We start from the raw sequence: 19,318 nt of genomic DNA, 5'->3' as shown, positions 1-19,318 counted from the left end.
TTGCGGCGGCCTCAGTTGCTACCGCGACGGTTCAGTCGCAGTGAGCCGGGTGGCGGTTCGTTTAGCACTGCCCAGAATACCCCGAGGTCGGAGATGGCGGTGACGAATTCCTTGAACTCCACGGGTTTGACCACATAAGCGTTTACCCCCAGCTCGTAGGCACGCAACAGGTCGGGCTCTTCGCGCGACGAGGTGAGCATCACGGTGGGGATGCTGCGCAGCTCTGCGGTGGCGCGCACTTCCTTGAGCACTTCCAGGCCGTCGACCTTGGGCAGTTTCAGGTCGAGTAACAGCACGGCAGGGTTGCCGTCATCGCGCTCGGCATAGGCGTTGCGGCGCAGCAAGTAGTCGAGGGCATCGGCGCCGTCACGCAGCACGATGACCTCGTTGGCCAACTGGCTGCGCTCCAGGGCCAGCAGGGTCAGCTCCAGGTCTCGGGGGTTGTCTTCGACCAGCAGAATGGGCTTGAGCATGATGGTAGCGATGCCTCAGGTAGCAGTGTTTCGGGGTAGGGTGAAGTGGAAGCTGGCGCCTTGGTCGACCTGGCCAGTGGCCCAGACTCGACCGTCGTGGCGCTCGATGATGCGGCGTACACTCGCCAGGCCAATGCCGGTGCCTTCGAAATCTTCCATGCGGTGCAGGCGCTGGAAGACGCCGAACAGCTTGTTGGCGTAGGCCATGTCGAAGCCCACGCCATTGTCGCGGATGCAGACCTCGGTTTCTTCAGGGTGCTGTACGGCACTGATCTCGATGCGAGCAGGCGTACGGCCGCGAGTGTACTTGATGGCATTGGCTATCAGGTTGTGCAAGGCCATGTTGATGAATGCCGGGTCGCCGATCACCTTGGGCAGCGGGGCGATGTCCCAAACGATTGCGCGACCTTCGTAATCGGGGGCCAGCTCGCTGCGAATGGCCTCGACCAGGGCGTTGAGGTCGACATCGGACAGGCGCAAGGCCGAGCGGCCCATCTGCGAGAAGTTGAGCAGGTTGTCGACCAGGCTGCCGGCAAAGTGCGCCGCCTCACCGATATGCTGGAGGAAGCGCTTGCCGCGTTCGCTCAAGCCTTGGCCTTCGATCTCGCCAAGCAGTTCGGTATAGCCGGCGATGTGCCGCAGCGGGGCGCGCAGGTCGTGGGAAACACTGTAGGAAAACGCTTCGAGCTCCTTGTTGGAACGGCGCAATTCGCCAGCCAGTTGTGCCAGTTCTTCGGCCTTGCGCAGGACAATGCCCAGTACCGCGGCGCGCAACTCTATCACGCCCTCGATCACCAGCGGGTCCCACGCCTGGCTATAGCCGCGCTGTTCTTCCTGCCAGCGTTCAAAACTGTGCCGCGGGTCGAGGTTGCCCTGTGGCCCGACCTGCTTGGTCGGCTGGCCGGCCCAGTTGACCGTGCGTATCTGCTCGGGGCGGAACCACAGCAGGTAGTGCGAGTGGATCTGCGAGATGGCCACCGCCAGCACCCCGCCAGCATGGTTTGCCAGCTCGGGCAGCTCAGTGATGTCGCGGCGCAGGTTGTCGCTATGGAATACCTTGTCTTCGTCACGTTGGCCTAGCCAGTGCACCAGCGCCGTCACCTGGGCTTCAGGCGGGGTCTGGCCGATCAGGTCACAGCGCTCGGCCGAGATCACTGCCGCGCCCTGCGCGTCGGCGAAGGCCAGCAGCACTTCAGGCAGGTCGCGCAGGCCGTCACTTACGCTGTCGTGGTCGGCCATGGACGAGATCATGCGTACGATGTGCTGGCGCAGCGTCAACAGCTTGCGCGTACTGGCATGGGACTCGCGGGACTCTATCTGCAGCGACAGCACGCTGGCCAACAGCTCGCAGGCCGTGCGGGTGCGCAGGTCCACCGGGCGTGGCTGTTGATGGTGGCAGGAAATCAGCCCCCACAGCTGGCCGTCAACCACGATCGACAGCGACATCGAAGCCAGCGTGCCCATGTTGCGCATGTACTGCAGGTGCACGGGCGATACGCTACGCAGCGCAGCAAAACTCATGTCCAGCGGCTTGCCGGTGCGCGGGTTGGTAGCGGGCAGCAGTGGCGAGGGCTGATAGTTGGCATCTTCGATCACGCGGATACGGTTGACCCGGTACAGCTCGCGCGCCTGGCGCGGGATGTCTGCAGCCGGGAAACACAGGCCTGCGTAGCTGGGGTAGCCGGGGTCGACTACCTCGGCCAGCACCTGGCCATTGCCTTCGGCATCGAAACGGTAGGCTTTGACCCGCCCAAAGCCGGTGATCCGCTTGAGCTGCAACACCGTTTGCTGCAGCAGGTCTTCGATACTGCTGGCCACTTGCAGACTGGCGACAAAGCTGCGCACCAACGGGTAATAGTCGCCTTGCCCGACCAGGTCTGCTGGCAGGCGGGGCGGTTCGAACTCGGCAATCAGTACCTGATCGTGGCAATGGACCAGCATGTGCAGCAGGGCACTGATGGGGGCGCCCTGGCGCAAGCGCACGTCGCCAATGTGGAAGGGGAAGACTTCATCTTCGGGAAGCCGTGTCAGGTGCGCGTGCAGGTCAAAGCCCTCGTGAACCAGGTCGGCGAAGTGGCAACCGATCAGTTCGCGGGCTGGCAAGCCCAACCAGTGCTCGACATTTTCACTGGCCTGCAGCACACGCAGGTCGGTGGCATCCAGCACCAGCAGAAAGCCGTGAGGCTGGATGCTGCCCGGAACCTGGATCGGTTCCTGGGCACAGCGCTCCATGGCGTCTGCCAGTGAGTTGTCTGCAGTCATGATTGAAAAAGCTCCTGTCATGTCCGTCCGTGTACGGCACAGGTGTCTGGCGCGGGACGAATACGATTCACCCTAACAGAATCCCGGCGAATTTACCGGCTCCTGGCCATTGGAGGCACGGGGTGGCCACGGGTTCTGTGCGGTACTGGCTTTTTTTGATGCCACGGTATCGCTTTGTCGCTAATACAAAAAAAATGGCTTTATGCCACATCGGCTGCGCCGCCTCACTGCTACGCTCAGTTCAGGACGTTTCGATAAGGATAACAAGGTGACGGAGCGCATGCTGGCCGCGCTGTTCGGCCTGTTGTTCAGCGGCAGTACCGTGGCGGCGGATTTTCTCGTGGAAGTGCGGGTACTGGTGCAGCGTGGCTGCATGCTGGTCAACCAGACCCGCGATGCGGGAGCTCAGGCCCTGGGACGTATCGACCTAGGGGCGACGGCGCGCCTGGATGGCCCTGGCGCGCCCTTGAGTGGTGTGCTGTTGAGCCAGCGTCCGCCGCGCCTGGAGTGCAACCCGGATACGCCCTATCAGGTGCGCGTCGATGGTGGCCAGCATGGTGGCATCGGCGAACTGCGCTACCTGGCCAGCGACGATCACCTGGCGCGGCCCATTCCTTACCGCTTGTACCGTGACGCTGCCTGGCGTGAGCCGCTGGCAGTGGGGGTAGCCCAATCGGCGCGTGTACCGGGCAGCGGTTCGGTTGAATTGCCGTTGTATGCGCGTATCGACAAATTGGCCTGGGTGCCGGATGCAGGGGTTTATGCCGACCTGCTGAAAGTCACCGTCACCTGGTAGGGACGCCATTATGCACAAGGACGCCATGCCATGAGCCGCACTTCGATCCTGTTGCTCACCCTCGGCCCGCTGCTGGTCCCCGGCGGTGCGGTGCATGGCAGCACCACCGGTTTCATCCAGGCGCGGCTGGTGATCAGCGCGTCTTGCCAGATCAGCAGCAACGAGACGCAACCGGCCGTGCTGGGTGACCCAGGCGTACTGGACTTTGGCGAGCGCGGTCCGAACTGGGACCAGCCGTTGCGCAGCCAGGTGGACGAAGTGGGCGGTCAGGGTAGCCTGCAGATCAGTTGCACGCCTGAGGTTCGGGCCTTCAACGTGCGTATCAATGGTGGCCTCAATGGCGATGATGGCATTCGCCGCTTGAGCAACGGCCGTGAACTGATTCCATACCAGCTGGCGGTTGACCCAGGCGGCAACAGCCGCTACGGCGTCGGCCAGGCACGGGCCTTCACCATTAGCAGCAGCCAGCAAGTACCGATTCCCATCTACGGTGTGGTAGTGGCGCAACCGCGTGCGCTGCCGGCCGGGCTTTACCGCGACACCCTCAGAGTGACCCTGGACTGGTAACCACGCAAGGAGACTCCGATGCGAACGAACCTTTCATATTGCGTCCTCGCAGGCCTGGGCCTGGCGTTGGCTTCCCAGGCCCAGGCGGCCACGGTGACAGGGAGTATCAGCTCGACCCTGACGCTGACTGCGGCCTGCCAGGTCAATGGCACGTCGGGCACGTCGGGGCTTGACTTCGGTGCCCTGGACTTCGGCACCGAGGATGCCTTGTTCGTCACCGCCGATGCCCAGGTGCTGGGAGGCGGGGGAGGCGCCATGAGCATCCTGTGCTCTGCAGGTACGGTACCTGTGATCAAAGTGAGTGCAGGCCTGCATGATGGCCAGTCGAGCGGTGGCACCCGTGCGCTCGCCGATGGTTCTGGCAACTTTGTACCGTACGACCTCTATACCGACGCGGGGCGTACGGCGCTGCTGGCGGTCGACGACACCATCACCCTGCCGACCAGTACCGGCGCCGCTCAGACGGTCAACCTTTATGGCAAGGCCGTCGGCAAGCCGGGCCTGCCCGCAGGGGTGTACAGCGACACGATCTCGGTCGAGCTGTCGTTCTGACCCATGCGCGGCTGGCTGGCAGGAGGCCTGACTGGCGTCAGCGTGTTGTTGGCCGCTCCTTTGGGGGCAGTGACTACCAGTACCTTCACGGTGACGGCGCAGGTTGTCGCCGGGTGCCTGGTGGTGGGGGGTGTCACCAGCTACGGCACGCTCGATTATGGCTCGCAGTCGGCGCTGTCCACGGGGCTGCTCAGCACATCGCTGGGTGGTTCTACCGTGACGTTCCAGTGCACGCCTGGCGTGGCCATGAGCATGAGCCTGGACGGCGGGCAAAACAGTGCCAGTGGCACACGCAACCTGAAGCGCACCAGTGGCACGCAAGTGCTGGCCTACCAGTTGTACCGGGACGCCGCCTATAGCCAGGCCTTGGGGATCGGTCAGAGCGTGGCGGTGAGCTATTCCGACCCGACGGCGATCAAGCTACCGGTGTACGGGCGGGTTCAGCTGACCGGCACGCAGCCGGCAGGGACCTACACCGATGTGGTGCAAGTGACGGTGACCTGGTAACGGCCAGCGCCACCCATGACAAGTGTCTAAGGAGAGCTGCATGCGGGCAGGCGCGAAGTGGACGCGTGGATTGACTGGATTATTGTCGCTGGCAAGCCTGCCGGCCTGGGCGGCCACTTCGGTGCTGATCTGGCCGATCGACCCGGTGCTGGAGGCCGACCAGAAGGCAGGTGCGTTGTGGCTGGAAAACCGCGGCACTGCGCCGGCAAACCTGCAGGTGCGGGTATTCGCCTGGCGCCAGGGTGATTACCAGGAGCAGTTCCAGGCGCAGCGCGAGATTATCGGCAGCCCGCCGGTCGCCAACATTGCACCCGGGCAGAAGCAACTGATCCGCCTGACCCGTACCGGCCCTTCACCCGCCGGCCAGGAGCAGGCCTACCGCATCATCATCGACGAGATTCCGCCCGCCATCCCGGTCGACAAGGCCGAGCCCGGCGCGACGGCGGCCATTCGATTGCAGATGCGCTATTCGGTGCCGCTGTTCGTCTATGGCGAAGGGCTGTGGGGCAAGGCCGACCCTGACGGCAGACGCAATGCCGAGGGCGTGGGCAAGCCGCAGCTCAGTTGGCGCCCGGTGACGGTGCAGGGCAAGCCCTACATTGAACTGCGTAACACGGGCCCGGTACATGCGCGGCTGACCGATGTGGTCGTGCAGCAAGGCAGCCAGAGCAAGCCACTGGCTGAAGGCCTGCTGGGTTATGTGCTGCCGGGGGCAAGCATGCGCTGGCCGGCTCCCGTGGCATCCGGCAACGGCAGCGTGCTCAAGGGCAGGGTCAATGGTCAACACTCGGCGGACGCCATCCGCCAAGGCCAATGAGCCAACGGCCGAATGAAGTGCAGGGGCCAGGGAGGACCCGGCAATGGTTGGAAACCGTGTGTGAAATGGCTCCCGGCGACGACGTGCCGCTGGTGCCTGGGGCTGGCCATGGTCAGCCCCGCGCTGGTACTGGCCGACGACTTGCCCCCACCGCCCACGGAGATGTCCGCCATCGCCGAGGCCACCCTTTACCTCGACCTGGTGGTGAACCAGATGCCCAGGGTTGACCTGATACCGGTGCAGCAGCGGGCCGGGCGGTTGTACCTGGACAGCGACGTATTGCGTGCAGCCGGCGTCTCGCTGCCGGGCAACCCCCAGGGGGAGGTGGCCCTGGACAGCATCGCGGGGCTGCACACCGACTACGACAGTCAGAACCAGCGCCTGCTGCTGCAGGTGCCGCCAGCCTGGTTGCCAGAACAGCAAGTGGGTGATCGCAACCTTTACCCGGCCAGCGATGCGCGCAGCAGTTTCGGCGCCTTGTTCAACTACGACCTGTATATCAACGACACCGATGAAGGCGGTACCTACCTGGCCGCCTGGAACGAGCTGCGCCTGTTCGACAGCTGGGGTACCTTTTCCAGTACCGGGCAGTGGCGTCAGTCTTTCAAGGGCGCACAGGCGGACGATACCCGCCGTGGCTTCATGCGTTACGACACCACCTGGCGCTTTACAGACGAGCAGCGCCTGCTGACCTACGAAGCCGGTGACTTCGTGACGGGCGCCTTGCCCTGGAGCAGTTCGGTACGGGTGGGCGGAGTGCAGCTGTCACGCGACTTCGCGGCGCGTCCGGATCTTGTCACTTACCCGTTGCCTGCGTTCGCCGGCGAAGCGGCGGTGCCGACGTCGCTCGACCTGTTCATCAACGGTTTCAAGTCCAGCACCACTGAACTGCAGCCAGGCCCGTACACCCTCACCAACGTGCCGTTCATCAACGGTGTCGGGGAGGCGGTGGTGGTCACCACTGATGCCCTTGGCCGGCAGGTGTCGACCACCTTGCCGTTCTACGTCACCAGCAGCCTGCTGCAGAAGGGCCTGTCGGACTACTCGGTGGCCGCCGGCAGCCTGCGCCGTGATTACGGTGTACGCGATTTCAGCTATGGGCCGGGTATTGCCTCGGGCAGCCTGCGCTATGGGCTCAGTGACATGTTCACCCTGGAAACCCACGCCGAAACGGCGGAGTCGCTGATGCTGGGTGGGCTGGGCGGCAACATGCGCGTGGGCAACTTCGGCGTGCTCAACGCTGCCTTGGCGCAAAGCCGGTTCGAGGGCGACAAGGGCCACCAGGTCGCCCTTGGCTACCAATACAACAGCCAGCGCATCGGCTTCGGTTACCAACGCCTGCAACGCCATGGCGATTATGCCGACCTGAGCCGGGTGGTCTCCCCGGACATGCAACTGAGCAAAAGCAGCGAACAGGTCACCCTCAGTGTCAACCTGAACGAGTACGGCAGCATTGGCGCTGGCTACTTCGATGTGCGCGCCGGTGACGGTACGCGTACCCGGTTGATCAACCTGAGCTACAGCAAGCCGCTGTGGGGCAGCAGCAGTGTGTACCTCTCGGCCAACCGTGAAGTGGGGGACAGCCAGTGGGCGGTGCAGGCGCAGCTGGTGATCCCGTTCGACCTGCACGGCACCCTGGCGCTGAGCATGGAACGCAGCAATGAAGGCGAGACCCTGCAACGGGTCAACTACAGCCGTGCGGTGCCAGCCGGTGTCGGCGTCGGTTACAACCTGGGCTATGCCGCAGGCAGCGACCGTGATGCCTATCGCCAGGCCGACGTCACCTGGCGCCTGCAATCGGTGCAATTGCAGGCCGGTACGTATGGCAGCAGCGGCGAGATGACCCGCTGGGCCGACGCCAGTGGTTCTCTGGTGTGGATGGATGCCGGCGTGTTCGCTGCCAACCGTATCGATGATGCCTTCGTGGTGGTCAGCACCGCAGGTTACGCCGATGTGCCGGTGCGTTATGAAAACCAGGAAATCGGCCGTACCGATGCCAAGGGGCACTTGCTGGTGCCTTACAGCAGTGGTTACTACCGGGGCAAGTACGAGATCGACCCCATGAACCTGCCACCGGATGTCCTCGCACCGGACGTTGAGCAGCGTGTGGCGGTACGACGGGGCAGCGGTTACTTGCTGGAGTTCCCCCTCAAGCGCGTCATGGCGGCCAGTGTCGAATTGGTGGATGGCAACCAGCAGGTGCTCAAACTGGGTAGCCGTGTCACCCACGCAGAGAGTGGCACCCAGGCGGTGGTGGGGTGGGACGGGTTGGTGTACCTGGAGAACCTGTCGTCGCATAACCGCCTTCAGGTGGCGCTTGAAGGGGGTGGGCATTGCGAAGTGGCGTTCGACCTGCCCGAAGCGCAAGGCTCGGTCCCTTTGATTGGTCCGTTGGTGTGCCGATGAATGCCTGGCGGCGGGGCCTGGTGGCGAGCGTGCTGCTGTTGCCGAGCAGTACGGCCTGGGCGCTTTGTTCGTCGGTGGCCACCTTGCCGGCAGCGTTTGGCAGCCTTAATTCGACGCAGGTTCGCAACACGGTACAGACGGCTTCCAGCCTCAACTCCGGGTTGCAGTGCACCGGTTCGCTGCTGACCTTGCTCAGCAGCGGTGATCATTTCTACGCCACGATCACGCCCGCCTCGGGTGGGCTGGTCGGCCCGACAGGCGATGTCATTCCCTACACGCTGTATGCCGACAACACCACCCGCTACCCGATTACCCGGGGTGTGGCCTACGACTTCGCCCGCAACGGCATCCTCGACTTGCTGGGGCTGCTCGGCGGTACCACGCCCAAGGCGGTGCCGATCTATATGCGCACCCAGATTGGCAGCAATGTCGCGGCCGGGTTGTATCAAGAGGCCCTGACCGTGGCCTGGAGCTGGGATTATTGTTCGGGGATTGGCGCGTTGGGGATATGCCTTGGGCGCGACATCGGCTCGGGTAGCCAGCTCTTGAACGTGAGCCTGACGGTGACCAACGATTGCCAGATCACCACGCCTGACATCAGCTTCGCCAGTGCGCCGGTGGTGGCGGGGTTCGGCACGGTGAGCCAGGGCATAAACGTGTCATGCACCAAGGGCAGCAGCTACACGGTAGGGCTGGGTGACGGGCAGAACGTGTCCGGTGGGCGGCGGCGGATGAAGTCTTCGGCCAACAACTACCTGGCCTATGACATTTTCAAAAGTGCCGGCACCGTGCGCTGGGGGGCGTCCGGGGCTGCCAGGCGTTCCAGTACGGATGCCGACATCAACCCCGGCGTAGGTACCGGCACGGGTAGCCAGGTGTTCAACTACAACGCCAAGGTCTATACCGATCAGGCGACACCGCCGGCTGCGAACTACACCGACAGTGTGATACTGGATGTGCAGTTCTGAACGGCGGTCAATACCCCCGAAGCAGCCGCCGCCTGTCGCGACGGGCTGCTCCCGCAGGGGCTGCGCAAGGCGAGGTTCAGCGCAAATCCCCAACCATGCTGGCCAAGGTCTCCAGCACCGCCCCGGCCAGTGCCTTGGAGCGCGCCCCCGACCACCCGGTGACGGCATCGGGCGCGTCGTCATGGTCCTTGAACGGCATTTCCAGCGTCAGTGACAGGCAGTCATGGGCCATGCCCACCGCATTGCAGGCCAGCGTCGTGTTCGCCTGTCCGGGCTCGTCACGGGTATAGCCATGCACCGTCTGGAAGTCGCGAGTCAGGCTGCACAAGGTGCTACGGAACTGCTCTTCGAGTTTGGCCAGCCGAGGGGTGTAACCCGGGTTGCCCTCGCATGCGGCCGTGAACACGTGGGGGATCTCTTCGTCACCGTGCACGTCGATGAAGGCATCCACACCGTACTGCTTCATCTGCGCCTGTGCAAAGAACACTTCCGGGCTGAATTCGACGCTGGCGTCCTGCCAGGCGCGGTTGAGGTCCTTGCCCTTGAAGTTGGTGCGCAGGTGGCCGAGGAAGGCGCCGTCGGGGTTCATGTTGGGGATCAGGTAAAGGTCGGCCTTGGCCAGCAATTGCTCGACCACCGTATCGTTGGCCTGCAGGCGGTCGATCACGCCTTCCATGAACCATTCGGCCATGTGCTCGCCCGGATGCTGCTGGGCAATCAGCCACAGCTTGCGCTTGCCTTCGGCACCGTCGCCTGCCCGCAGCAGGGGGATATCACGGCCCTGGACACTGCGGCCGCTGGCCAGCAACTCGACCCCCGGGAGTTGGCAGGCACGTTCGATCAGCTGGTTGTGGCGGGCACGCGGGTAGGGCTCGAAGTAGGCGAACCAGATCTGGTCCTGTTCAGCCTTCACCTCGAACGATAGCGCCGTACCGTCGAACTGGCTTGGCACACGGAACCAGCGCTGCTGGTCGTAGCTGGCCACAGCGTTGTAGCCGCTCCACGCATTCTTGTACGAGGAGCCAGAAGCGTTGTCCAGGCTGAAGCGATGGACCTGCCCCGGTGTGAGCCCGCTGACCTTGAAGTGGAACCACTGGTAGTGGCCGCTGTGGGTGTCCGGGCGAATGGCCAGGTGTACCTGGGCCGGGTTGCTGGCATCCAGTACCTGTATGTTGCCGGAGTCGAAATCGCAGTCGATCTGCAGGGGGGACAGCGTCACGGTCATGTGCCGGGCTCCTTTGCGGGCATTGTTGTAGGGGTACTGTATACGGCTTGGCGGGGATGCTGTGCAAGAACAGGCAGGGCGAGCCGTCAGCGGACAGCCCGTATGCGGCGGGCCAGTGCCGGCAAATGCGTGGACTTCAGGTTATCTGAAGAACTGACTGGGCGTGGTACCGAACTGGCGCTTGAACATGCTGGCGAAGGCACTTGGGCTGTCATAGCCCAAGGCCCCCGCCACATCGATGATTCGCTCGCCCAAGGCAATCCGCTCCAGTGCCTGCATCAGCCGCGCCTGCTGGCGCCACTGGCCGAAGGTCATGCCGGTTTCCTTGCGGAACAACCGCTGGATGGTCTTTTCGTCCACCCCCAGTCGCAGGCCCCAGTCGGCAACGGTGGCGTTATCCTCGGGCCGTTCATGCAATGCCGTGCAGATCACCCGCAGGCGCTGGTCGCTGGGCTGCGACAGCTTCAGCGGCAAGGTCGGCAGTACGCAGATTTCGTCGAGGATCAGGCGCATGACCCGGGCTTCGCGCGAGTCCTCGGCAAACGGTGCGGTGAACCCCACCGAGGCCTTGATCAGTTCGCTGAGCAAGGGCGAGATGCTGATGGCCTTGCTCTGCAGGGGCAGGCCGGTTGCCGCGTCGCTGCGCACGAACACACTGCGCATCTTCACGTCGCCGACACAGCGAATGGCATGCACCTGGCCGCAAGGCATCCACACACCTCGGCTGGGTGGCACCGTCCAGCATTCGTTTCCGGACTCGACGATCATCAGGCCTTTGATGGCATAGATCAGTTGATGCTTGGTGTGGCTATGGGGCTCGATGAACCAGTCGCTTGGGTAGTCGGTCGCACGGCTACCCACTTCCCAGGTCCACTCATCGACCTCCACCAGCAGTTCACGTTGCGGCTTTACCATCGTGACCTCGTATCGAAGCAGCCTGGCAGCGCCACTTTAGCAGCAACGGCCAGGGCGGGCCTGCGAGCGGGTGGCCGGTAGCAAGGCGGTGGCCAACCCGAGCAGCGGCAGGAACGCGATGGCTTGGTACACCCATTCGATGCCATGCCGGTCGGCCAGTGCGCCCAGGGCGGCTGCACCCACACCGCTGATGCCGAACATCAGCCCGAACATCACCCCCGAAACCATGCCGACCCGGCCTGGCACCGCCTCTTGGGCATACACCACCAGGGCAGCGAATGCCGAGGACATCACCAGGCCGATGGCCACCGCCAGTACGGCTGTCCAGGCGAGGTTGGCATGGGGCAGGGCCAGGGCGAACGGTGCCACGCCGAGGAACGAGACCCAGATCACGGCCTTGCGCCCGATGCGATCACCCACCGGGCCGCCGGCAAAGGTGCCCAGCGCAACGGCTGCGAGGAACACGAACAGGTACAGTTGGCTGTGCTGCACACTCAGGCCGAAATGCTCGATCAGGTAGAAGGTGAAGAAGTTGGTGAACGAAGCGATGTAGACGAACTTGGCGAACATCAGCACGGCGATCACCGCCACAGCGCGCCACATGGCACCCTGCGACAGGCCGGGGGCCTGTTGGCCCGCGAAGGTCTTGAGCCGGGCCTGGCCGTGGCGCACGCTCCAGCCCGTCACCCGCAGTAGCACCAGAACAGCCAGCGCAGCGGCCAGCATGAACCAGGCAATGGCCGGTTGGCCGTGCGGAATGATAATGGCAGCAGTGAGCAGCGGGCCGAGGGCCGAGCCGGTATTGCCGCCGACCTGGAAGGTGGATTGCGCGGTACCGAAGCGCCCGCCGGAAGCCATTCTGGCCACCCGTGAGGCCTCTGGGTGAAAGGTGGCCGAACCCACGCCGACCACGGCGGCAGCCACCAGCAGCATTTCATAGTTGCCAGCAAAGGCGAGCAGGGCGATACCCACCAGCGTCACCAGCATGCCGGCAGGTAACAGGTAGGGTTGTGGGTGCTTGTCGGTGAACATGCCGACCCAAGGTTGCAGCAGGGAAGCGGTCACCTGATACACCAAGGCGATCCAGCCGATCTGGGCGAAGCTCAGCGCGAAATCGCTTTTCAGCATGGGGTAGATCGACAGCAGTACGGCTTGAATCAGGTCGTTGAGCAGGTGGGCGAATGCAGCAGCACCGACGATGCGCACGACAAAGCCCTGAGGCTGGTCGGCAGGCGTGGCGGCGGCTACGGAGGCGGCGGAGGTTGTCATGGGCAAGGTTCTTCTAGGGCAAGGGAACAAGGCGTTGCCGCAGCAGGTTATCCAGTGCCGAGGTTGCCTGTCTCACGCCGAACAGGCAGCCAATGTCGCGTTTCGGGCATCCGTGCCCACAGCCTGTCAGGAGACCGGAGGCGCTCCTGCAGATGATTGCCTTCAGGCCATATCGGCTGCGGTCTTGCCGGCGACCTTGTGGCGCCCGCCCAGCCATACCAGCAACAGCCCCGCAGCTGCCAGCACACCTCCGGCCATCGGCACGGCGGCGTAGCCCAGGTTCAGGCTGATAACCGCACCACCCAGCGCCGCGCCCACGGCGTTACCCAGGTTGAACGCACCCACGTTGATCGACGACGCCAGGCCTGGCGCCTCGATGGCGGCAGTCATGACGCGCATTTGCAGCGGCGGTACCACGGCGAAGGTGAACATGCCTCAGACCAGCAGGGCGATGGCAGCGCCGATGTGGCTACCCAGTACCAGGGGCATCGCCAGCATGATCAGCGCCAGCACGGCGAGGAAGATCTTCGCCGCGCCATCCAGCGACCAGTCGGCCAGGCGGCCACCCAGGCTGTTGCCAAGGGTGAAGCCAACCCCGATCAGTACCAGTCCCAAGGTTACGAAGCCGTCCGAGGCACCGGTCAGTTCGGCCAGCACCGGCGCCACGTAGGTGTACAAGGTGAACATGGCACCGGCACCGAGCACGGTGGTGGCCATTGCCAGCAGCACGCTGGGGCGGGCAATGACCGCCAGTTCCTTGCGCACATGCGGCACGCTGCCGCGTTCACCCTTGGGCAGGGCGTACCACAGTGCGGCCATGGCCAGCAGGCCGAGTACGGCGGTACCGGCAAATGCCATGCGCCAGCCAATCTGCTGGCCGATCCAGGTGGCGGCCGGCACGCCGCCGATGTTGGCGATCGTCAGGCCCATGAACATGGTGGCCACGGCGCTGGCCTGTTTCTCCTTGGGCACCACGCTGGCTGCCACCACGGCTCCCAGACCGAAGAACGCACCATGGTTGAGGCTGGTGACCAGTCGCGAGGCGAGCAGGGTGTAGTAGTCCGGCGACAGTGACGACAGCAGGTTGCCAAGGGTGAAGATGGCCATCAGCGCCATCAGCGCAGCGCGCTTCCCAAAGCGGCTGAACAGCAGGGTCATGATCGGCGCGCCGACCATCACGCCAATGGCATAGGCGGTGATCAGCATGCCGGCGCTGGGGATGCTCACCTCCACGCCCTGGGCGATGACCGGCAGCAGCCCCATCGGGGTGAACTCGGTAGTGCCGATGCCAAAGGCACCAATGGCCAACGCGAAGAGCACGCGGCCGGGTCTCATTGTTTGAGCAGTCATCGGTGTCAGTCCCAGGTTGGCGCCAGGCCGTCAGGGCTGACCTCGCGGCCGTTGCGCTCCAGCTTGGCGATGCGTGCCATGTCGTCGGTGTCCAGCGTCAGGCCACGGGCAAGCAGGTTGCTGGCCAGGTTTTCACGCTTGGTCGACGACGGGATCACGGCATAGCCCAGTTGCAGGGCCCAGGCCAGGGCAACCTGGGCGACGGTAGCCTTGTGCTTGGCGGCGATCTGGGCCAGTACCGGGTCTTTTAGCACTTTGCCGTAGGCCAGGGTCATGTACGAGGTCACGGTGATCCCTTGTTCCTTGAGGAACGCGGTCAGCTTGCTGTTCTGCAGATAGGGGCTGAGCTCGATCTGGTTGGTGGCGATTTCCCCTTTGCCGACCACGGCAATGGCTTGCCTGGTCAGCTCGATGTTGAAGTTGGAAACGCCGATCTGGCGAGCCAGGCCTTGCTGCTTGGCGTCGGCCAGGGCCTTCATGTACTCGGGCAGTTCTACGCCGTTGCCCGGCGCTGGCCAGTGGATCAGCAGCAGGTCGACGTAGTCGGTGCGCAGTTTCTGCAAGCTGTCACGCAGGCTGGGGATCAGCTTGTCGGCGGCGTAGTTGTCGACCCAGATCTTGGTGGTGATGAACAGCTCGCTGCGCGGCACGCCGCTTTCGGCGATGGCCTGGCCGACTTCGGCTTCGTTCTTGTAGATCTGTGCGGTATCGATGACACGGTAGCCGACTGCCAGGGCAGACTTGACCGAGTCGATGACGGTTTGGCCGGTGAGGCGGAAGGTGCCGAGGCCGAAGGAAGGAACGCTCATGGGGTTGCTCCTGAATAGGGGGAGGATCATGTGGTGCCCAGTGTGCAGGTTTGAACGGCAGCGAATAAGCCGCTATGGCGCCAAAGTCATTTGACCTGTAGGCACAAATACATTTTCAAGTTGTGCATTCACTACATAAATAGGGCCAGAGGGGATTGGAACCTTGTTCAGCTAGCGCTTTTTTATCAAGCGTTGAGGCTGCCCATGACCCCTTCCGTAATACCTGCCGATTCCATCGATGCGCTGATTGCCCGTCAGTTGCCAGGCTGGCTCAAGCGCGCGTCTGCCCAAGAGCTGACAGAGCTGCGCGCCGCTGCTTTGCGCCAACAGCGGGCGCAGGACCAAGTAGACGCCTGGTTAGGGGCCATAACCCCCTTGGATGAGTTCGCCGAGTCGTTGCTCAAACGTGCGCCCGAGGCCCGTTCGATCAAGCAGGTAGACCTGCGCCAGGCTCAGCTCAGGTTGGTGACCCTCCAGCCAAAACCGTCGATATCGCCTGCTTTACCTAGCACGTCAACACGCATCGTCAGCACCCAGACGCTTCTCTCGGCGGCACTGCATAACTTCCACGAAAAGGAAATGCAGCCTGGCTGGTTCGCGGCCGGGTCGCAGTTGGTCACTGCCAGCGGGCACCTGCTGCCGCTAAGTGCGCAAGCCTTTGTCCGCCTTTGCAGAGACATTGATATTGGCAGGCGTTATCAAAGCCATTTGCAATCGAAGCTTGAAGGCGAGGGGGGGGCCGTCGAGAGCACCCTGGAGGAGGCGTTGAGGGCCAACCTGGCGCTTGCTGCAATCGCCGCAAGGATCAAGGATGAAATCGATGAGCAGACCTGTCAGTGGATCAACCAGGCGGTGGGCACAGCGTCTTTCCTGCCAGCCGACAACGCCGTGTTGAAGTGTCACACCCTGCGGCTGTTGGGGAAGGAGGTCATTGGCGCACTGGTGATCGAAGTGCGTCAGAACGCCCGCCTGCTTGGCGTTATCGCGTGGTTCCCTGAGGACCCGTATGCCCCGGTGAGTTGGCACACCAGCTGGGAGCTGCTGTACATGACGCTTGGCATACGCTTGCGTAATGAGGCCTATCGGCGCTACTTCCAGCGCTTCGTCGCAGAGCGTGATCGCATCGCCTTCTGCGCGGCCCTGAACGCACTGCTCAGCCACGGTAATACTGTTCTTCCGCTTGAGCTGGATGGCCGCTGTTTTGCGATCGAGGGCGACGTGTTCGTCGCGCTGCGCCAAGCCCGGATCGAAAAAATGCTGGATGACGCACGGGTATTGGCGGTTTCGACAGAGGATGAAGATGTCGCCGACCGTCGCGCACGTTTGCAGGGCTATCTGGATTTGGGGTTGAGCGTGGCAGGCCTGGCAGCGCTGTTTGTGCCTGTGTTGGGGCAGGCCCTGCTGGGGCTTACGGTGGTGCAACTGGCGGGTGAGGTGTACGAAGGCTACCAGGATTGGCAGTTGGGTGATCGCGACGCCGCATTGGGCCACTTGTTCAACGTGGCCGACACGGTCGTGATGGCGGCGGTGACGGCGGCCGGAGCGACGGCACTTGGCAAGCTGGCACAGCGAGTGGCGCGGGTGGATGCCATGGTGCCAGTAAGCCTGGGCGATGGCCAGTTGCGGCTGTGTGATCCGTCCTTGTCGGGCTATCAGCGTGAGGGCGTCGATCTGATGGTAGGCCAGGCCGTGAATGAAACTGGCCGTTCGCTGAGGCGCCTGCACGATGCTGTCTATGAGGTGAGCGAAGGGGACGATGGCGCATGGCGTATTCATCACCCATCAAGGCCAGGGGCGTATTCACCAGCACTTGAGCACAATGGTGCCGGGGGATGGGTGCATGAGTTCGAGCAACCGCAGCGCTGGCATGACCCCGCCTACATGGTGCGCCGCCTTGCCAGCCGCACGGCGCAGGTGCCCGATGAGGCGGTATCTGTAGCGCTGCAGACCACCGGTTTCGAGGCTGACTGCCTGCGCCGTTTGCTGCTGGAAAATGCGCCCGCGCCGGCACGCTTGCTCGATGCCATCGAACGCCAGCAATTGCACCGTGATTTCCCGATGTTGCGGGGGGACGCTTTCGAGGAGGTCTTCAACGAGCGACAGATCAGCCCGCAAGCAGCGGACCGCGTATTGATGCGGGACTTCCCAGGCCTTTCCCACCGCTGCGCACGGGAAATCGTCGAGGGGGCCAGCAGCATCGAGATGGAGAGCCTGACGGGTGCAGGCCGGGTACCCCTGGCCTTGGCGGAGCGTGCCCGCTGGGCAATACGCGACAGCCGGATAGACCGTGCCTGCGCAGGGTTGCGCCAGGCCGCCGCAGAAAATGACGATACCGGTAAGCTCGCGCTGGGCCTGATCGATGCCATCGCCCCTTGGTCGGCTGGGGTCAACGTTGAGCTGCCTGCCGCGGGCAGGGGTGGGTTGCTGCAGACGTTGAGACGGCAGCTGGACAGCCGCCAGCGACAGTTGCTTGGTATTAGCCAGATGACGGATGACGCACTGGGTGAGCGGCTTGGGCGTGAGGCACTCGCTGACCGTGAAGCGGCGGCCCGAATGATTGGGCTGGCCCGTGTGGGGCAGGGGATTCGCCCTCCTGTACGGTTGTTCGATGGACGGTTGGGCTACCCGCTCAGTGGCCACCTGACAGGGACTCGCCAGGCACTGCGGCGCACGTTGAACCACGTGTATCCGGTGATGAGCAGTGAGCAGCTGGAGGCCTATCTGCAAGACCTGGCTTGGCGGGGAGTGGACCCCTGGAACCATGTGAGCCAACTGCTACAGGCCAAGGTCAGCCTCAAGCAGGCATTGCAAGCCTGGCGAAATGACGCAGGACTGAACATTGTTCGCCGCCTGCGTCGTTTCAAGGTTGCCAGGCGCATTACGGCAAGCTGGCAGCGCTTTACCCCAGGGGAGGTGGCGGGTGACTACCACCTGACCCTCGTGGGTGAGCGGGTGGGTGAGTTGCCGACCTTGCCTGACAATGTGAGTTTCGACCACATCACGCACCTGACCCTGCGCGATATGCAGGTGACGAGCCTTGATGCAGGCTTTCTTGGTCGCTTCAGCAAGGTACGCAACCTGGACTTGCGGAACAACCAGCTGACGCGCCTTCCCGCAGGTATCGAGCAACTGACCGAACTGAGGACCCTGCGCCTTGGCGGCAACCAGATCGTGCTTTCCAGCGAGGATAACCTGCGTTTGAGCCAGCTTGTGGAACTGCGCCGCCTGGAGCTCAACGGCAACCCGGTCGGTTTGCTGCCACCCTTGGCGTCTTTCCCCCTGCTGCGCCGGCTGTCCTTGCGCAACACCGGGCTGGGCGAACTGCCCGCTGATCTGGCCAGGCACGGTAATCTGGAGTTGCTGGACATGCGTGACAACCAGATCCAGACGCTGCCTGAAGCGTTGTCTTTAGTGCCGCTTCGCCTGTGGCGGGGCCTGGAGCTGCACGACAATCCACTCTCGGACGAAACCCTGCAGCGCTTGCAGTTGGCCAGGGCGTCGGCCGGGGCCGCTGAGCGGCGACGTGTAGCCCATGCCACTGCGATCCCGAATGCTGCAGCCCCTTGGTTGTCAGGATTCACGCCGGCCCAGCGCGAGGTGCGATTGGCGAGCTGGAACCGCTTGAACCAGGAAGCCGGGGCGCAGGATCTGTTCCGCTTTTTCTCTGATTTACGCGCCCTGCGTGAATACGACGCACAACCGCGCGACCTGCAGGCCCGGGTGTGGCATATCCTCGAGGCCTGCGAGCAGCACGCTGAAGTACGCGCGAGCCTGTTCGAGCAAGTTGCCCGGCCGCGCAGTTGCAGTGACGAGTTGCTGCTGACGCTCAGCGAGCTGGAGGTTGGCGCGCTGGTCGCCAAGGCCGGTACAGCCGGTACCGGGTTACAGAAGGAGCGGGCGCTGGTCAGGCTGGGGCGTTCGTTGTTCCGCCTGGACAAAGTCAACGCAATTGCCGCGCGGCATATTGCGGATTACTTCTCGAACGATCCCGTTGAGGTTTACCTGACCTATCGCGTCAGGCTGGCAGATAGTCTCGACCTTCCCGTGCAGCCCAGCCATCTTTCGTACGAGAGTTTCAGTGGAGTTGGCCGTGAAGACCTGGACGCCGCGCGCAGCGAGGTGCTGCGGCAGGAAACGCCACAAGCCTTGGCGCAGGCGCTGGCAGATCGAACCTTCTGGCAGGACTACCTGCAGGAGCAGCAGGCGGCGCGCTTCAGCCGCCTGGACGAGCCTTTTCAGCAGCGCCTGGATGCGTTGCTCGAACAATCGAAAACGCTGAGTGATGGCGACTATTTTGCCCAGGTCGAGCATATCTGCGCAGCGCGTGAGGTCGCGAAACGGCAGCTTTTGCTTGAGTTGAGCCGTGAGGCAATCCAGCGCCACGGCCTGTGAACGAAACAGC

Annotated in this window: 14 protein-coding genes and 1 pseudogene; 8 read left to right on the top strand and 7 right to left on the bottom strand. The window is 63.5% G+C overall.

All coding sequences use genetic code 11. The annotated features are described in order from the left end of the window. Positions 1 to 11: 11 nt before the first annotated feature. A complete protein-coding gene (locus LU682_RS19200; protein ID WP_003250360.1) occupies positions 12 to 473 on the bottom strand; it encodes a response regulator in 462 nt (153 codons plus the stop codon). A gap of 15 nt (positions 474 to 488) precedes the next feature. Further along, positions 489 to 2,735, bottom strand: a complete 2,247-nt coding sequence (locus LU682_RS19195; RefSeq protein ID WP_049587576.1) for an ATP-binding protein — start codon at positions 2,733 to 2,735, stop codon at positions 489 to 491. 268 nt (positions 2,736 to 3,003) lie between these two features. Here LU682_RS19195 and LU682_RS19190 point away from each other — a divergent pair, with 268 nt between their 5' ends. The 7 genes from LU682_RS19190 (at position 3,004) to LU682_RS19160 (ending at position 9,348) form a co-directional block, all read left to right on the top strand. Further along, positions 3,004 to 3,531 carry a Csu type fimbrial protein gene (locus tag LU682_RS19190; RefSeq protein WP_049587577.1) on the top strand — a complete coding sequence of 176 codons (528 nt, stop codon included), beginning with the start codon at positions 3,004 to 3,006 and terminating at the stop codon, positions 3,529 to 3,531. Between the two features lie 30 nt (positions 3,532 to 3,561). Then, the gene (locus LU682_RS19185; protein ID WP_010953317.1) at positions 3,562 to 4,098 is read left to right on the top strand and encodes a Csu type fimbrial protein; all 537 of its coding nucleotides are present in this window, start codon (positions 3,562 to 3,564) and stop codon (positions 4,096 to 4,098) included. 18 nt (positions 4,099 to 4,116) lie between these two features. Next, complete coding sequence (locus LU682_RS19180) at positions 4,117 to 4,650, top strand: Csu type fimbrial protein (protein ID WP_010953318.1); 534 nt, start codon at positions 4,117 to 4,119, stop codon at positions 4,648 to 4,650. Positions 4,651 to 4,653: 3 nt separating this feature from the next. Continuing rightward, positions 4,654 to 5,157, top strand: a complete 504-nt coding sequence (locus tag LU682_RS19175) for a Csu type fimbrial protein (RefSeq protein WP_010953319.1) — start codon at positions 4,654 to 4,656, stop codon at positions 5,155 to 5,157. Positions 5,158 to 5,197: 40 nt separating this feature from the next. Continuing rightward, positions 5,198 to 5,974 carry a fimbrial biogenesis chaperone gene (locus LU682_RS19170; protein WP_049587580.1) on the top strand — a complete coding sequence of 259 codons (777 nt, stop codon included), beginning with the start codon at positions 5,198 to 5,200 and terminating at the stop codon, positions 5,972 to 5,974. Positions 5,975 to 6,082: 108 nt separating this feature from the next. Then, positions 6,083 to 8,380, top strand: a complete 2,298-nt coding sequence (locus LU682_RS19165; protein ID WP_049587582.1) for a fimbria/pilus outer membrane usher protein — start codon at positions 6,083 to 6,085, stop codon at positions 8,378 to 8,380. Further along, positions 8,377 to 9,348, top strand: a complete 972-nt coding sequence (locus LU682_RS19160; RefSeq protein WP_010953322.1) for a Csu type fimbrial protein — start codon at positions 8,377 to 8,379, stop codon at positions 9,346 to 9,348. Before LU682_RS19165 ends, LU682_RS19160 begins: the two co-directional genes overlap by 4 nt. A 76-nt stretch (positions 9,349 to 9,424) precedes the next feature. On the opposite strand, the gene LU682_RS19155 is transcribed toward LU682_RS19160, so the two are convergent. The 5 genes and pseudogenes from LU682_RS19155 to dkgB form a co-directional block, all read right to left on the bottom strand. Then, on the bottom strand, positions 9,425 to 10,573 hold the full coding sequence (locus LU682_RS19155) for a M14 family metallopeptidase (protein ID WP_010953323.1): 1,149 nt from the start codon (positions 10,571 to 10,573) through the stop codon (positions 9,425 to 9,427). A gap of 141 nt (positions 10,574 to 10,714) precedes the next feature. After that, on the bottom strand, positions 10,715 to 11,488 hold the full coding sequence (locus tag LU682_RS19150) for an AraC family transcriptional regulator (protein WP_010953324.1): 774 nt from the start codon (positions 11,486 to 11,488) through the stop codon (positions 10,715 to 10,717). Between the two features lie 36 nt (positions 11,489 to 11,524). Next, positions 11,525 to 12,757 carry an MFS transporter gene (locus tag LU682_RS19145; protein WP_232914900.1) on the bottom strand — a complete coding sequence of 411 codons (1,233 nt, stop codon included), beginning with the start codon at positions 12,755 to 12,757 and terminating at the stop codon, positions 11,525 to 11,527. Positions 12,758 to 12,919: 162 nt separating this feature from the next. Further along, positions 12,920 to 14,092: pseudogene (locus LU682_RS19140) on the bottom strand (MFS transporter). A 20-nt stretch (positions 14,093 to 14,112) separates the two neighbouring features. After that, positions 14,113 to 14,916 carry a 2,5-didehydrogluconate reductase DkgB gene (gene dkgB, locus LU682_RS19135; RefSeq protein ID WP_010953327.1) on the bottom strand — a complete coding sequence of 268 codons (804 nt, stop codon included), beginning with the start codon at positions 14,914 to 14,916 and terminating at the stop codon, positions 14,113 to 14,115. A 204-nt stretch (positions 14,917 to 15,120) separates the two neighbouring features. Here dkgB and LU682_RS19130 point away from each other — a divergent pair, with 204 nt between their 5' ends. Continuing rightward, positions 15,121 to 19,308 (top strand): NEL-type E3 ubiquitin ligase domain-containing protein, encoded by a 4,188-nt coding sequence (locus LU682_RS19130; protein ID WP_010953328.1) that lies wholly within the window; start codon positions 15,121 to 15,123, stop codon positions 19,306 to 19,308. The last annotated feature ends 10 nt before the right edge of the window (positions 19,309 to 19,318 follow it).

This window comes from Pseudomonas alloputida (assembly GCF_021283545.2).
Lineage (GTDB): Bacteria > Pseudomonadota > Gammaproteobacteria > Pseudomonadales > Pseudomonadaceae > Aquipseudomonas > Aquipseudomonas alloputida.
The sequence above is the reverse complement of the archived record's forward strand: the minus strand, read 5'-3'. Positions and strand labels throughout refer to the sequence as shown.